16 protein-coding genes and 1 pseudogene are annotated in these 16,422 nt (G+C 32.0%); all 17 read left to right on the top strand.

Features of this window, described 5'->3' with window-relative positions; all coding sequences use genetic code 11:
* A pseudogene (locus HMPREF0520_RS06145) lies at window positions 1-228 on the top strand (ADP-ribosyltransferase); the annotation flags it as partial.
* 2 nt (window positions 229-230) lie between these two features.
* On the top strand, window positions 231-401 hold the full coding sequence (locus HMPREF0520_RS06445) for a hypothetical protein (RefSeq protein WP_006730044.1): 171 nt from the start codon (window positions 231-233) through the stop codon (window positions 399-401).
* A gap of 316 nt (window positions 402-717) precedes the next feature.
* The gene (locus tag HMPREF0520_RS06140) at window positions 718-1,461 is read left to right on the top strand and encodes a hypothetical protein (RefSeq protein WP_006730043.1); all 744 of its coding nucleotides are present in this window, start codon (window positions 718-720) and stop codon (window positions 1,459-1,461) included.
* 259 nt (window positions 1,462-1,720) lie between these two features.
* Window positions 1,721-2,779 carry a heat-inducible transcriptional repressor HrcA gene (gene hrcA / locus HMPREF0520_RS06135; RefSeq protein ID WP_010222676.1) on the top strand — a complete coding sequence of 353 codons (1,059 nt, stop codon included), beginning with the start codon at window positions 1,721-1,723 and terminating at the stop codon, window positions 2,777-2,779.
* Between the two features lie 11 nt (window positions 2,780-2,790).
* Complete coding sequence (gene grpE, locus HMPREF0520_RS06130) at window positions 2,791-3,339, top strand: nucleotide exchange factor GrpE (protein ID WP_006730041.1); 549 nt, start codon at window positions 2,791-2,793, stop codon at window positions 3,337-3,339.
* Window positions 3,340-3,355: 16 nt separating this feature from the next.
* Window positions 3,356-5,203: a molecular chaperone DnaK gene (gene dnaK / locus HMPREF0520_RS06125; protein ID WP_006730040.1), complete on the top strand. Its 1,848-nt coding sequence runs from the start codon at window positions 3,356-3,358 to the stop codon at window positions 5,201-5,203.
* 68 nt (window positions 5,204-5,271) lie between these two features.
* Window positions 5,272-6,411, top strand: a complete 1,140-nt coding sequence (dnaJ, locus tag HMPREF0520_RS06120; RefSeq protein ID WP_006730039.1) for a molecular chaperone DnaJ — start codon at window positions 5,272-5,274, stop codon at window positions 6,409-6,411.
* Window positions 6,412-6,600: 189 nt separating this feature from the next.
* Window positions 6,601-8,439, top strand: a complete 1,839-nt coding sequence (lepA, locus tag HMPREF0520_RS06115) for a translation elongation factor 4 (protein WP_006730038.1) — start codon at window positions 6,601-6,603, stop codon at window positions 8,437-8,439.
* 1 nt (window position 8,440) lies between these two features.
* On the top strand, window positions 8,441-9,127 hold the full coding sequence (locus HMPREF0520_RS06110) for a class A sortase (protein ID WP_006730037.1): 687 nt from the start codon (window positions 8,441-8,443) through the stop codon (window positions 9,125-9,127).
* The gene (recJ, locus tag HMPREF0520_RS06105; RefSeq protein ID WP_006730036.1) at window positions 9,124-11,409 is read left to right on the top strand and encodes a single-stranded-DNA-specific exonuclease RecJ; all 2,286 of its coding nucleotides are present in this window, start codon (window positions 9,124-9,126) and stop codon (window positions 11,407-11,409) included. Before HMPREF0520_RS06110 ends, recJ begins: the two co-directional genes overlap by 4 nt.
* Before the next feature lie 95 nt (window positions 11,410-11,504).
* On the top strand, window positions 11,505-12,032 hold the full coding sequence (locus HMPREF0520_RS06100; RefSeq protein ID WP_006730035.1) for an adenine phosphoribosyltransferase: 528 nt from the start codon (window positions 11,505-11,507) through the stop codon (window positions 12,030-12,032).
* Window positions 12,033-12,095: 63 nt separating this feature from the next.
* Window positions 12,096-13,052 (top strand): thymidylate synthase, encoded by a 957-nt coding sequence (locus HMPREF0520_RS06095; RefSeq protein WP_006731701.1) that lies wholly within the window; start codon window positions 12,096-12,098, stop codon window positions 13,050-13,052.
* A 21-nt stretch (window positions 13,053-13,073) separates the two neighbouring features.
* On the top strand, window positions 13,074-13,574 hold the full coding sequence (locus tag HMPREF0520_RS06090) for a dihydrofolate reductase (protein WP_006730033.1): 501 nt from the start codon (window positions 13,074-13,076) through the stop codon (window positions 13,572-13,574).
* Window positions 13,575-13,604: 30 nt separating this feature from the next.
* On the top strand, window positions 13,605-13,940 hold the full coding sequence (locus tag HMPREF0520_RS06085; protein WP_006730032.1) for a hypothetical protein: 336 nt from the start codon (window positions 13,605-13,607) through the stop codon (window positions 13,938-13,940).
* Between the two features lie 10 nt (window positions 13,941-13,950).
* Complete coding sequence (gene mnmA / locus HMPREF0520_RS06080; protein ID WP_006730031.1) at window positions 13,951-15,078, top strand: tRNA 2-thiouridine(34) synthase MnmA; 1,128 nt, start codon at window positions 13,951-13,953, stop codon at window positions 15,076-15,078.
* Window positions 15,079-15,106: 28 nt separating this feature from the next.
* On the top strand, window positions 15,107-15,763 hold the full coding sequence (locus HMPREF0520_RS06075; RefSeq protein WP_006730030.1) for a histidine phosphatase family protein: 657 nt from the start codon (window positions 15,107-15,109) through the stop codon (window positions 15,761-15,763).
* The gene (locus HMPREF0520_RS06070) at window positions 15,763-16,395 is read left to right on the top strand and encodes a tetratricopeptide repeat protein (RefSeq protein WP_006730029.1); all 633 of its coding nucleotides are present in this window, start codon (window positions 15,763-15,765) and stop codon (window positions 16,393-16,395) included. Before HMPREF0520_RS06075 ends, HMPREF0520_RS06070 begins: the two co-directional genes overlap by 1 nt.
* Window positions 16,396-16,422: the final 27 nt, after the last annotated feature.

Raw genomic sequence — 16,422 nt, 5'->3', positions numbered from 1 at the left:
CCTAGAAAGGCTATTGATAAATTTCTTAGTACCTCAGTTACTACTAAGGGAGTGTTTGGTAGTAACCATAATATTGCAATTATTGTTCCTAAAGGCACATTAGGAGCTCACGTTGAATTGTTAAGTCACGGGAAGTTTAAAAGCCAGCGAGAATTCATGATGAATACAGGGCTAGAGTTAGCAAAATTAGAAGATGATAGTTTGTATATTGTAAGAAGGAAGAGATAGAGATGGCAGAAGATGTTAATAAACTCACAGCCAAAGAGGTTGGTGCTATTATTCAGGCAAGATATGATTCTGAAATGCGGCAACCAGAAACCGAAGAACAACGAAAGCTAGCAGAAGAACGAAGAAGAAAATTAAAAGAAGTTCTTAAAATATTACAAGAGCAAGATAACTAACCACCAACCTAAATAAGGTGGTTTTATTTTGCACAAAATTAAGTAGTTAGACATTATATAAAATTAAAAAATGGTTTTTCAAACATTCTACTGTGTACATGAATATATAGTTTCACTAAACATAAATATTAGGTAAAATAATTATATAAGGGGGGTTTACTTTTTAGTTTTTTTACCCAAAAAAGATGGCTAGAAGTATCTTTAGTCAAAATATATGTTTTTTTAAAAATATATATAATATCTTTATTTTATATTTTGCTTTTAAAGAATATGTCGTATAATATTAATTAATTATAATAATATGAGGGGTTAAATTATGATTAAAGCAATAAAAGTAACGGAGAAGAGTGTAATTTTAGGATTTCCTGATGGAACAGCCAAAGAAGTTCCTATTGCGGATTTTGATTGCTCTGTTCATGTTGGTGATGAATTTGAAATGTATGAAATGGGCGATAAGAAGATATTTTCTAAAAAAGCACCTAAAACTTCTAATTTATCAGATAAAGTTAGTGACTTTACTAACAAAATTTCAAGTGATGAAGGGGTGCAAGGATTTATAGATAATATAGTTAAATACGATGTCAATAATTTATTTGACAAGATATTGCTCGCTATATTTTCAGTGTTGGGCTTAAATATTATTTATATTTTATATATTAGTTCACAATGCGAAGCAAGTATAGGTTCTGCGTTAAGTTGTTTATCAAATCTTAGTAGTGCATTTGCATTTCAAAATTTTGTAGTATTTTGTGCTATTGCTGCACTTGTAATTAAATTTTTGGAGTTAAAAGATGGAAACAAGTGGAAAAAAGCAGCATTTGTTTTTCCAGCAGTTACAGTTGTAGTTACAGTACTTATGCACGTAGTTTGTCATAAATATTTCAGCATATTAGGTGGAAAGTATTCTTTTAGTAGTTTAATGTCTACTTTTACTGATGCTGCAGATGCTGTAAATAGTGGAAAAATGTTGGGAGTATTTTTATTTATCGTTTTGATATTGACCATTATTTCAATTGTTGCTTTGTTTATGAATTTAAGTAAAACTAAAAATAATAAATAATTATAATTTATGTATTATTTATATATGTAATAAAACTGACCTTCAGCCATTTTTTGAGCGGTCAGTTTTTTATATTGCAAAACTTTTGATATTTATGACACACTATTTGGATGTTGACTTAGTTTAACAGCAATTAGTAATCCTTGTTAAATAATTTTTGAAAAAATTGAATACTTTACTTGAAAAAATGCTAAAATCTAGTATTATATTAATTGTTAGCACAATAACATCTTGAGTGCTAATTAAAAGGGGGGATCAGATGTTAACCGAACGCCAAGAATTAATTTTAGAGACTATCATTAATGATTTTACGCAGACGCATGAACCAGTAGGATCAAAAACGGTGATGTTACAATTACCTATCAAGGTTTCTAGTGCAACAATTAGAAATGAAATGGTTGTATTGGAAGATTTTGGATTTTTGGAAAAAACACATTCTTCTAGCGGTAGGGTACCGTCTGCTTCCGGATATAGATATTATTTAGATTATTTGGTAGATCCTATAGAAATTTCAGATTCTGTATATCACCAAATTATTAATCAATTGGATCAACCTTTTCATCAAGTAAATGAAATTATTGAAGAGGCGACAAAAATTTTATCTGATTTGACTAATTATACAGCATTTGCTGCGGGTCCTGAAAATATTGATATTTATATTACTGGGTTTAGGATTGTTCCATTGTCTGCCAACAGGGTGATGGCCATTTTAGTTACTGATGATGGAAATGTTCAAAATCAAATATATACTTTGCCACATCATACTTCGGGTGACGAAGTTGAAAAAGCTGTTGCTTTAATTAATAAGCAGTTAATTGGTAAAACATTAACTGATGTCAATAGTGGCTGTTTAAATCAAATTGCTAAAGAGTTAGTTTCTCGTGGCTCTGCTACAATATTTTTAGATCTGCTTCAAGACGTTATAAAAGATGCAGCTAGTGAGCAAATGTATGTAAATGGTCAAATAAATTTGTTAAATAATTCTGGGATTAATGATCTTAATAAATTACGATCGCTTTATCAGTTGATAGATCAAAAACAATTAATGTCAGATTTTATTGGATTTGATACTAATCAGATTATAAATCATAATTCACATACTAATGTTAGAGTCCATTTAGGTTCTGAGATGCCATCAAAGTTATTAGAAGATTGCAGTTTATTGACTGTAGATTATAGTGTTGGCAAACATGGTACAGGGACTATAGCATTGTTAGGTCCAAGTAATATGCCATATTCGCAGATGATAGGCTTACTTGAATATTTTAGAAACGAGTTAGCTAATAAGTTATTGGAGTATTATGGTGATTTTAAGTGAGGAGGTAAGTTGTGAAAGAACATAAAGATAATTCAGTGGATAGTAAAAAAGAAAAAAATAATACCAAACCAAAAACGTCTTCTAACAAAGAAGATGTAAGCAAATACACTAAAAAGATCCAAGAGCTGGAGTTAAAAAATCAGGAATTGGAAGATAAATATCTACGTAGTGAAGCAGAAATTCAAAATGCACAAAATCGCTATTCCAAGGAGCGTGCACAGTTGATAAAGTATGAGTCACAAAGTATAGCTAAAGATATTCTTCCTGCATTGGATAATCTTGAACGTGCATTAATGGTCAAAAGTGATAGCGATGTGACTGTTCAGTTAAAAAAGGGAGTTCAAATGACATTAGATGCACTGATTAAAGCGTTGAATGATCATGGAATATCTGAAATTAAAGCTGATGGTGAAAAATTTGATCCAAAATTACATCAAGCTGTTCAAACTGTTGATGCAGTGAAAGATCAGGAACCTGATCATGTTGTACAAGTATTGCAAAAAGGATACTTGTACAAAGATAGAACTTTAAGACCTGCTATGGTAGTTGTAACAAAATAAGAGAGGAAGTTAATTTATGTCAAAAGTTATCGGAATAGATTTAGGAACTACTAATTCAGCTGTAGCTGTGTTGGAAGGAAAAGAACCTAAGATTATTACTAATCCTGAAGGTAATCGTACTACACCATCAGTTGTTGCTTTTAAGAATGGTGAAATTCAAGTTGGTGAAGTAGCTAAAAGACAAGCAATAACTAATCCAAATACTATTTCTTCAATTAAGCGTCATATGGGTGAAGAAGGATATAAAGTTAAGGTAGATGGTAAGGAATATACTCCACAAGAAATATCAGCAATGATTTTGCAATATATCAAAAAGTTTGCTGAAGATTATCTAGGTGAACCAGTAAAGGATGCTGTAATTACTGTTCCTGCTTACTTTAACGATGCTCAAAGACAAGCTACTAAAGATGCTGGAAAAATTGCTGGATTAAATGTTCAAAGAATTATTAATGAACCAACTGCAAGTTCATTAGCATATGGATTAGATAAAGATGAAAAAGATGAAAAGATCTTAGTATATGACCTTGGTGGTGGTACATTTGACGTATCTGTGTTAGAGTTAGGCGACGGCGTTTTCCAAGTTTTGTCTACAAATGGTGATACTAATCTTGGTGGTGATGACTTTGATAATGCCATTATCGATTGGTTAATTGAAAACTTTAAGAAGGAAAATGGTGTTGATTTATCATCCGATAAGATGGCTTTACAACGTTTGAAAGATGCTGCAGAAAAGGCTAAAAAAGATTTATCAGGTATTTCATCTACACATATTTCATTGCCATTTATTTCAGCTGGAGAATCAGGCCCATTGCATTTAGAAGCTGATTTAAGTAGAGCTAAGTTTGATGAATTGACACATGACTTGGTTGCTAGAACTAAGATACCATTTGACAATGCATTGAAGGATGCAGGCTTATCAGTTTCGGATATCGATAAAGTAATTTTAAATGGTGGTTCAACTCGTATTCCAGCAGTTCAAGAAGCTGTTAAGCAATGGGCTGGGAAGGATCCTGATCATTCTATTAATCCTGATGAAGCTGTTGCTTTGGGTGCTGCTGTTCAAGGTGGTGTAATAACTGGTGATGTTAAAGATATTGTGTTGCTTGATGTTACGCCTTTGTCTCTTGGTATAGAAACTATGGGTGGTGTATTTACTAAGTTAATTGATAAAAACACTACTATTCCAACTTCAAAGAGTCAAATCTTCTCCACAGCTGCAGATAATCAACCTGCCGTTGATGTTCATGTTCTACAAGGTGAACGTCCTATGGCAGCAGATAATAAGACTTTAGGAAGATTCCAATTAACTGATATTCCTGCTGCACCACGTGGTGTTCCACAAATTCAAGTAACGTTTGATATTGATAAGAATGGTATCGTTAATGTGTCTGCTAAAGATATGGGTACTGGTAAAGAGCAAAAGATAACTATTAAGAGTTCTACTGGATTATCTGATGAAGAAATTAAACGCATGCAAAAAGAAGCAGAAGAACATGCAGAAGAAGATAAAAAGAAAAAGGAAGAAGCAGATTTACGTAATGAAGTAGATCAAGTTATCTTTAGTACTAATAAGACATTGGAAGAAGTAAAAGGTAAACTTAGTGACAATGATATTAAACCGGTTGAAGATGCATTAGAAGCTTTGAAAAAAGCTCAAAAAGATAATGACCTTGTAGCAATGAAGGAAAAGAAAGATGCTTTGTCAAAGGTTGCACAAGATTTAGCAGTTAAGTTGTATCAAAAACAAAATACCCAAGGTCAATCTGGTACTAAAGAAAATGGTAATGGTAATGATAAAGGTACGGATGGTAATGGTAATTCAACGGTAGATGGTGACTTCCACAAGGTTGATCCTGATAAATAGTTGTCGATTATAAAGAAAAGAACTGCCATGTTGTAGTTCTTTTCTTTTGATAGTTAAGGAGTAATTAAATGTCACAACGTGATTATTATGATATTTTAGGGGTTGATAAAACTGCTAGTGATGCTGAAATTAATAAAGCGTATCGAAAATTAGCTAAAAAATATCATCCTGATATAAACCATGAACAGGGTGCGGAAGAAAAATATAAAGAAGTTAACGAAGCATATGAAGTTTTGCATGATAAGCAAAAGAGAGCTCAATATGATCAATTTGGACATGCTGGTGTTAATGGACAAAGTGGTTTCAGCGGTTTCGGCGGTGGCACTCAGTATAGTGATTTTAGTGGCTTTGATGGTTTTGGCGATATCTTTGGTGATCTCTTTGGTGGTACAGGTAGACGACATGTAGATCCTACTGCACCGCAACGTGGTCAAGATTTGGATTATACGCTTACAATTGACTTTATGGATGCTATTAAAGGTAAGAAAACAAATATTACATATACTAGAAGTGAAATATGTTCATCTTGTCACGGTAATGGAGCAGAAAAAGGTACTCATCCAATTACTTGTTCAAAATGTAAAGGAATGGGTGTTATAAATATTACTCGTCAAACACCATTTGGCATTATTAGCCAGCAAGCTAGTTGTGATCAATGTGGAGGAAAAGGATTAATTATTAAACATCCATGTAATACCTGTCATGGCAAGGGATGCATAGATAAAGAACAAACTTTGCAGGTTGATATTCCAGCTGGTATTGATAATGGGCAACAAATTAGGCTAAGTGGACAAGGTGAAGCAGGTAAAAATGGTGGCACGTATGGTGATTTATATATTGTGTTTAAAGTAAAACCAAGTGCTGAATTTACACGTAGAGGTACCACAATTTATTCTGAAGCTAAGATTTCCTTTGCACAAGCTACTTTGGGTGATTATATTCAAGTTGATACCGTTCATGGTAAGGTTTCTTTAAAAATACCTGCAGGTACACAACCAAATACAAGATTTAAATTGCGTGGTGAAGGTGTTCCTCGCTTGAATGGTAAGGGTAATGGTGATCAGGAAGTTCTGATTAATATTGTGATACCAAAAGAAATTAATGATAAACAAAAAGAAGCCCTTGTTGATTTTGTTAAAGCTGGTGGTGGAAGTATTACACCTCAGGAAAAAAATTTCTTTGAAAGATTGAAAGATAAGTTATCATAAAGTTTTTAAAGATAGTAACTGAGATACAGTATTAGATTTTAAGGTTTGATTTTGATATTAAATAATCAGAATCAGACCTTTTGTAGTTAAAGGTGAAGTTTGTTATCTAAGACTATTATTTATTTTAATTAATGTTTTTATTTGCTATAATAATTTCCTAGTGATAGAAAGAATTAAACGGGTGAATACATGGATCTTGATAAATTGAAAGAATATCAAAAGCATATTAGAAATTTTTCCATTGTGGCACATATTGATCATGGAAAATCGACCATTGCTGATAGAATTTTAGAACTAACAGATACTGTTAGTGAACGCCAAATGAAAAATCAATTGTTAGACGATATGCCATTAGAGCGACAACGTGGTATTACCATTAAGCTAAATTCTGTTGAAGTTAAATATTGTGCTAAGGATGGAGAAACTTATTTTTTTCATTTAATTGATACCCCAGGACATGTAGATTTTTCATATGAAGTTTCGCGATCACTTGTAGCATGTGAAGGTGCATTATTAATTGTTGATGCATCACAAGGTGTACAGGCTCAAACTTTAGCTAATACATATTTAGCAATGGATAGTGATTTGGAAATCTTGCCAGTTATAAATAAAATTGATTTACCCTCAGCTGATCCAGATATGTGTAAGGATGAAATAGAAGAAATGTTGGGGTTGGATGCCACTGAAGCTGTTGAAGTTTCAGGTAAAACCGGTAAAGGAATCCCTGATTTGTTGGAAAGAATTGTTCAAGATATACCAGCTCCTTCAGGTGATTTAAAGGCACCATTAAAGGCACTTATTTTTGATTCAAAATATGATGATTATCGTGGAGTTGTATTATCTGTAAGAATAGAAGATGGAATTGTAAAGCCAGGTGATAAGATTAGGATTATGAATACTGGCAAGGATTTTGAAGTTACTGAAGTCGGTGTTTCTAGTCCATATCCTGTAAAAAAGGAAATGTTGGTTGCTGGGGATGTAGGCTATATTACTGCCAATATTAAATCAGTACGTGAAACGCGAGTAGGTGATACTATTACTAGTAGTTGCAATCCTACGGCTACACCATTACCAGGTTATAGACAAATTCCACCTATGGTATATTCAGGTATGTATCCAGTTGATAATCAAAAATATGATGATTTGAAGGAAGCATTGCAAAAATTGCAATTGAATGATGCTGCATTAGAATTTGAGCCTGAAACTTCTCAAGCACTGGGATTTGGTTTTAGATGTGGCTTTTTGGGATTATTGCATATGGATGTTGTTCAAGAGAGATTAGAGCAGGAATTCGGGATGCAATTGATTATGACGGCACCTAGTGTAGATTATCATGCGATTATGAATGATGGATCTGTAAAGTTGATAGATAATCCTTCAGATTTACCTGATGCGGGTGAATATCAAGATGTTCAAGAACCATTTGTGAAAGCTGAAATTATGGTTCCAAATGATTTTGTAGGTGCGGTTATGGAATTATGTCAAAAAAAACATGGCGAGTTTCAGACTATGGATTATCTAGATAAGTTTAGGGTTAATGTTATTTATAAAATGCCATTAGCTGATATAATTTATGATTTCTTTGATGATTTGAAATCTTTCACAAAAGGTTATGCGTCCTTAGATTATGAAATTATAGGCTATCGATCTACAAATTTAGTAAAAATAGACATGTTATTAAATCATGAGCCAGTAGATGCATTGAGTTTTATTGCACATAATGATGAAGCACAAACCAGAGCACGACAAATGACGAGTATGTTAAAGAAACTTATTCCTCGTCAAAATTTTGAAGTTGATGTTCAAGGTGCTATCGGTGCTAAGATTATTTCCAGAGCAACTATTAAACCTTATCGTAAAGATGTTACATGGAAGATTCATACTGGAGATCCAGATCGAAGAGCCAAGTTGTTAGAAAAACAACGCAAAGGTAAAAAAAGAATGAAAGCTATTGGACGAGTAGAAGTTCCCCAAGATGCATTTATGGCTGTATTGAAAATGGATGATGACGATATAAAAGGAAAATAAGATGGCAGATAAAAAAACACGTAGAAATATAAATTTACGTTATATTTTAGCATTTATTTGTTTTATTGTAGGTCTAGCTTTAATTTTTAGTCCACAAATAACATCATTTATTGCCAAACAGTCCCAAAATGAAGTATTGCATAATCTTAATAAAGATAAGATTAGAGAGAATGAGAAATCTAAAGGTCAATTTGATTTTTCCAAGGTTAAAAGTATTGATTTTGCCCAGGTTACTAAATCTCGGATCAAAAATAATGCTAAAGCAGTGGGTGCTATTGCAATTCCAAGTGTCCATATGTATTTACCAATTCTAAAAGGATTAAGTAATGATTCATTATCTACAGGTGGTGGCACTATGCGTCCAGATCAAAAAATGGGTCATGGTAATTATCCATTAGCTGGTCATTACATGACTGCTAATGGTAGCCTCTTTTCACCATTAGAATCAGTAAAAAAGGGCAAATTAATATATTTAACAGATTTAAAAAAAGTTTATATTTATAAAATATATATGAAGAAAAAAGTTCCACCTACTGCTGTATGGTTAGTGGATGATACTAGAAAAAATATAGTTACATTAATAACGTGTGCTGATTGGGGAGCTAATCGATGGGCTATCAGAGGGTCTTTAATAAAAACAGTTAAAGCTACTGATGAAAAATTGAGGATATTTAAGTTACGACAATGATATGGAAGAAAAAACAAGCAGAATCTTTAGATAAAGATTTAATTGCAAAGTATAAATTAAGTCCTATACAAGCTAAATTATTTGCGATTAGAGGCATCAATACTGATCAACAATTAGATTTTTGGTTAAATGACGATGAAAGTAAATTAGCTGATCCATTTTTAATGCATGATATGAAAAAGACAGTCAATAGAATTAATCAGGCTATCGATAAGGGTGAAAAAATTACAGTATATGGCGATTATGATGCTGATGGTATTACTGCGACAAGTATTATGGTCGAAACTTTGAGTATCTTAGGAGCTGATGTTGATTTTTTTATTCCAAATAGGTTTGATGATGGATATGGACCTAGTTTGGAACGTTATCAGGAATTGGTAAATAATGGTACTAAGTTGATAATTACAGTAGATAATGGTGTAACAGGAATTGAAGAAGTGAATTATGCCAAAAAATGTGGGGTAGATACTATTGTGACTGATCACCATATTTTTCAAGATGAAATTCCTGATGCATATGCAATAGTTCATTGTAATTATCCTAATCAAGATTACCCATTTGATGATTATTGTGGTGCTGGTGTAGCATATACTATTTGTCGTGCACTAATGACTGATAATATGTCTGAGTTATTGGATTTAGCTATGATAGGTACCATAGGTGATATGGTTAAAGTATCTGGTGAAGGTCATATAATAGTTAAGCGAGGGCTTGAAATTTTAAATAATACTCAAAGGCCAGGATTACGTGCATTGATCAAAAATGCAGGATTAGAGTTGGGATCTATTGATGCTAGTGATGTTGGATTTGCTATTTGTCCTAGAATTAATGCTGTAGGTAGGTTAGCAGATGCAAATTTAGCGGTAAATCTTTTGCTGTGTGATGACGAAGAAGAAGCTGAAAAATTGGCATCAATAGTTGAAAAATTGAATGATAAACGTAAACAATTAACTCAGGAAATATTTGAGATATGTGAAAAGCAAATTCAGCAATATGGATGGCAATCTAAAAAGACATTAGTTTTATACGATCATAATTTTCACGAAGGAGTATTGGGCTTAGTAACTAATAAAATAGCGGAAAAATATCATAAACCGACTATTATTCTAACTGAAGCCGATAATGGTGAATTAAAAGGATCAGGTCGGTCTGTTGTAGGATTCAATCTATTCAATGCACTTATAAAACTTAAAGGTACAGTTTTAACAAAATTTGGTGGTCATGAGTTTGCATGTGGTCTTTCATTAAAAAAAGATTCTTTAGTAAAATTGCGTAATTGTTTTGAGAGTTCTTTTCAGCCTGTTGCTACTAGTGAACTCGTAAAAATGTATGATGATGAGTTAAATCTTAACGATTTGACATTGGATACTTACCGTCAAATGGTTAAAGTAGGTCCTTTTGGAACGGATAATCCAGAGCCTGTTTTTTCTATAACTAATCCACATATATCTAAATTAATTAAAATAGGCCAGAATAAAAATCATATTAAAATGTGTGTGAGCAACTTTTCCAATGAGCTTGATTTAATAGGATTTGATAGGAGCTACTTAGATACAAATATATTGCCATATGTTCATATGATTATGGTAACTTTAGGCATAAATAAGTGGAATAATAAAGCTAAATTACAGGGAATTATCAGCGATTTTATTTTTGCTGCTCCGCCATCGTTGACGAGTGTTAGAATTGTCGATTTACGTAATGAAAATTATATTATGGGCTTTGCAGATAGATATCTGCTTTTTGACAAAAATAGTATAGAAATAGCTAATAATATTGATAATATATCATCTGATAAAATTATTTTGGCAGCTGATTATATGCAAAATAATGAGAGTGTTGTTTTTTTAGATACTCCTACAAGTAAAGAACAATTCGATAGGGTGCTTAACAATGATTTTAACAAAATATATTTACGTTTTTTGATTGATCCATATCCAATATCAAAATTACCAGATAGAGAATTATTTGAAAGTATATTCAACTATATTGTTAATCATCCAAATTTATCATTGTCTGATTATAAGCTAGTTGCTACATACTTAGGTATAAATTATGATTGTATCAAATTTGTTTTGCGTGTATTTTGGGAATTGAATTGGATTGATTATGATGTTAAAAATGAGCTAATTAAGGCTATAACTAGTCCTAAAGTTACTAAAATTACTGATTCTAAGTATTTCCAGGCGATTAGTCAACGATTGACATTTACAGATATGTTAAAAAACATGTCTTCAGATAGTTTGTTAAAATATATTAAGGATCATAATAGTAATTTATAATATGAATTTGTTAAAACAAAAAGTAGAATGTTATAATACTTTTACATATAGTGTGAGTAAATGTTATTGCATATAGGAAGTTGGTTTGTGATTTTATGGCAATTGATTTTAAAAAATATATAGCTAGTATTAAGGATTTTCCCAATGAAGGAATAATTTTTAGAGATATAACACCTATTTTACAAAATGGTACGGCTTATCGAGCTGCAACACATGAATTGGCAGAATTTGCTAAGAGCAAGGGTGCAGAAGTTATTGTAGGTCCTGAAGCTAGAGGTTTTATTGTAGGATGTCCTGTAGCAAATGAATTAGGTATTGGCTTTGTTCCAGCACGTAAACCACATAAATTACCTCGTGCAGTTAAAAAAGCTTCATATGACTTAGAGTATGGTTCTAATTCTTTGGAAATGCATATAGATGCAATTAAACCGGGTCAAAAAGTTGTGATTTGTGATGATTTGATGGCAACTGCGGGAACATTGCATGCAACTGTCAAATTAGTAAAAGAACTTGGTGGTGAAGTAGTAGGTGCAGCATTTTATGTTGAACTTGTTGATTTAAAAGGCGTAGAAAAATTTAGTGATATTGATATATATTCTTTAGTTAAATATCACGGCGAATAAATATTATTTCTAAGAATCTAAGTTTAATAAATGCTTAGATTTTTTTTTAGGAGGATTATTGAATTGACTAAGCTTGAACAGCCATATTTAGATTTATTACAAAAAATAATGTTGGAAGGGCATGATAAGTCTGATCGCACAGGTGTTGGCACACGCAGCATCTTTGGTGCACAAATGCATTTTGATCTGTCCGAGGGATTTCCTATAATTACCACAAAACATGTTCCTTTTGGTTTAATAAAAAGTGAATTGTTATGGTTTTTAAGGGGCGATACTAATATAAAATTTTTGTTGGAACACAAAAATCATATTTGGGATGAGTGGGCTTTTAAGAATTGGGTAAGTTCTACTGAATATAATGGCCCCGACATGACAAATTTTGGCTTGCGACAACAAACCGATGAATTGTTTAATATAAAATATCAAGAACAAATGAATATATTTACCGAGAAAATATTAAGTGATGCAACATTTTCCAAAAAATATGGTGATTTGGGTAATGTTTATGGTGCTCAATGGAGGCGTTGGCAAACTAGTAGGGGTGATACTATTGATCAGTTAGGTAATGTTATTGAACAAATTAAGACTAATCCAGATTCACGTCGCTTAATAGTTAGTGCATGGAATCCTGAAGATATTCCTAATGTTGCATTGCCACCATGCCATGTTTTATTTCAATTTTATGTTAATGATAATAAATTGAGTTTGCAGTTGTATCAGAGATCCGGTGACATGTTTTTAGGTGTTCCATTTAATATTGCAAGTTATTCTTTATTATTGAATTTGGTTGCTAGAGAAACTGGACTGGAATTAGGTGAATTTGTGCATACTTTGGGTGATGCACATATTTATAAGAATCATTTTGATCAGGTTAACAAGCAATTATCACGGAATGCATATGATTCTCCTACATTATGGCTTAATCCATTGAAACACAGAGTTTTAGATTTTGAAATGAAAGATATAAAGTTAATAGATTATAATCATCATGGGACTATTAAAGCACCAGTTGCAGTTTAATTGTGAGAGGTAAGTATATTAGTGATTGTTTTTATTTGGGCAGAGGATTTAGCTGGCAATATTGGTAATAAGGGAAAATTACCATGGCATTTGCCAGCTGATCTAAAACATTTTAAAAAATTGACGGAAAATCATACTATAGTGATGGGTCGAAAAACTTTTGATAGTTTTCCGGGCTTACTTAAGAATCGACACCATGTGATTTTAACAACAGACGCAGAATTTACTAATTATTATAAAGATAATGATCAAATAACTATTTTTAATAGTTTAACTGATTTGCGTAAATGGCTTTTAAATGAGCAAAAAACTATATATATAATTGGTGGCTTTTCTTTATTTGATGCTTTAAAAGACATACCAGATCGATTAGAACAAACGATTATTCAAAATAGGTTTAAAGCTGATACTAAAATGGCAATTATTGATTATAATAGGTATAAGTTAATAAATAGAGAAGATTTTTGTAAAGATACAAAAAATAAATATAACTATAGTTTTTTAACGTATGTTAAGTTGTAAGTTAGTATTTTTGATAAGTAAGGAGATACTATGTCTAATACAGTAAAAATTAATGGTAGCAATAAAGAATATACATTAAGTTCAAATATCAAGATATATGCATTAATTGATGCAGGATTTAAAAAAACAGTGAATGGTAATTATACCTATGAGCACCCTTTATATAAAGATTCTCCATATAATGCTACTGCTAAATTGAAAATGACTATTAATAAAGAGTTAAATCATTTAACTATGGTAGTAACAGATATAAATGGGTTAACTAAAGTAAATATTTTTAAAAACAAGCAGTTGGTATCTATGGTCGAATTACTACAATTTGTTTTGAAAGATTTGGAAGAAAAAGAAATTATAGTAGAAAATTAAGGGGAACATAATGACAGATAACAGTCATATTAGAGTCGTTGTTGGTATGAGTGGTGGAGTTGATTCATCAGTATCTGCACTTTTATTAAAAGAACAAGGGTATGATGTAGTAGGTGTCTTCATGAAAAATTGGGACGATACCGATGATTCTGGTGTTTGTACTGCTACAGAGGATTTTGAAGATGTTAAACGAGTTGCGGATAAGATAGGGATACCATATTATTCTATTAATTTTGAAAAGGAATATTGGAATAAGGTATTTGAATATTTTTTAAGTGAATATAAAAGAGGACGTACCCCTAATCCAGATATTATGTGCAATAAGGAGATAAAATTTAAATCTTTTTTAGATTTTGCAATGAAATTAGATGCTGATTATATTGCTATGGGTCATTATGCGAAAACTGTTACTGATGAAAATGGTGTAGTCCATATGATGAGACCAAAAGATGGTAATAAAGATCAAACATATTTTTTAAGTCAGGTAACTCAAGAGCAATTGAAAAAGGCAATTTTCCCTTTAGCTGATTTAAGTAAACCGCAAGTTAGAATGATAGCGGAACAAGCTGGCTTAGCTACAGCCAAAAAGAAAGATTCTACAGGTATTTGTTTTATTGGCGAAAGAAATTTCAAAAACTTCCTCAGTGAATTTTTACCAGCTATGGGCGGTAATATTGTAACTTCAGACGGTCGTATTGTTGGTAAACATAGTGGTCTTATGTATTATACTATTGGGCAACGTTCTGGCTTAGGATTAGGCGGGAATCAAAGTTCATGTGCACCATGGTTTGTTGTGGGCAAGAATTTACAAAAAAACGAATTGATTGTAGAACAAGGATATGATAGTGACTTATTATATGCATCTAGTTTAGATGCCAGTGAAGTCTCATTTTTTACTGGGTTGCCTTCTAATGATACTACGATTCATTGCACTGCAAAATTCAGATATAGACAACCAGATGTTGCAGTTACAATGAATTATAATAAGGCTAATAATACTGTTCATGTTGAATTTGATGAATTGGCCAGAGCAGTGACTCCTGGTCAAGCAATAGTCTTTTATGATGGCGAAGAATGTTTAGGTGGTGCTATCATTGATAAGGCATATAGAGGTAATCATCAATTGCAATTAATATAAGGTTATTTTTAGTTATCGAGGAATAGGTATGCAATTATATTTTGTCAGACATGGTAAAACAGAATGGAATTTAGAGGGTAGGTATCAGGGATGCCATGGTAATTCTCCTTTGTTACCCGAAAGTTATGAAGATATTAAACGGTTATCTCTTTTTTTAAAGGATACGAAATTTGTAGCTTTTTATGCTAGTCCTTTGGAGCGTGCATTGCAAACCGCATTAAAGATTAAAGAAAATATGAATATAGATGTTCCTGTGATTGCAGATAATCGATTGCGTGAATTTGATTTGGGAGAATTGGAGGGAATGAAATTTTCCGAAGCTGAGAGATTATATCCTGATCAAATTAAGGCATTTAGATATGAACCTGACTTGTATGATCCTCGTAAATTTCATGGTGAGAGTTTTAGTCATATGATTAAGCGAGGAAAACTTTTGATTGACGAAATAACTTCTAAGTATAGTGGCAATAATGATAAGGTTCTTTTAGTAAGTCATGGTGCTGCTTTATGTGCATTGATTAGAAGTTTGGAAGGTTATCGATTAGCTGATTTGCGTAAGCGTGGAGGTTTAATTAATACTAGTTTAACTATTTTAGAAACTAAAGATAGTATTAATTTTAATGAATTAAGATGGAATGAGACATCTTATTTAGGAAGAAAAATTACTAGTAGAGATTCAATATAATGAATAAGAAAATAAGAAAAGTATTACCATCAAATAAGCAAGAAGCGTACATTCATTCGTTGATTTGTAAAATAGATGCAGCTCCGAGTGATGTAAATAATTATTTAGAATTATCTGCATATTTGATAGAAAATAATTCTCCAGAACAGGCTTTGGAATTGTTGCAAAAGGCTAAAGCATGTACTAATGATGATACCTCGTCGCTGGACTACAATATTGCCATTTGCTTTTATATGCTAGGGGATTATCAAGCTGCTGGTAAAATTTTAGATAGCATGCCTAATAATGATGCGACTCTTTATCAAAAAGCCCTAGTTGCAATAAAAAGTGGTCAGTATGCTAAAGCTTTGGCGTATGCTATTACTATTAAAAAACCTAGTATGCGTACATATGAATTAATAGGAGATTGCTGGTTAAGTCAGGGTAAGTTAGTCGAAGCAAGATTAGAGTATAAAAAGATAGAGGCCTCGATACGATCGGCTAAGATTAATTTTTTATTGGGTGTTACCTACTTTCCTGAAGATAGAGCTGAAGCAGAAAAATATTTTGAACGTTCGAAAAAGCAGGATGAAAAATATTTTTATTCAGCTAAGAAACAATATAATTCGATTGTTAATATGATTAAAAAATAAGATTTAATATATTTCTTAGGAGTTAAT

Source organism: Lactobacillus iners DSM 13335, assembly GCF_000160875.1.
In the GTDB taxonomy this organism is placed as follows: domain Bacteria; phylum Bacillota; class Bacilli; order Lactobacillales; family Lactobacillaceae; genus Lactobacillus; species Lactobacillus iners.
Note: the sequence above shows the minus strand (reverse complement) of the source record. Positions and strands in the feature narration are given on the sequence as shown.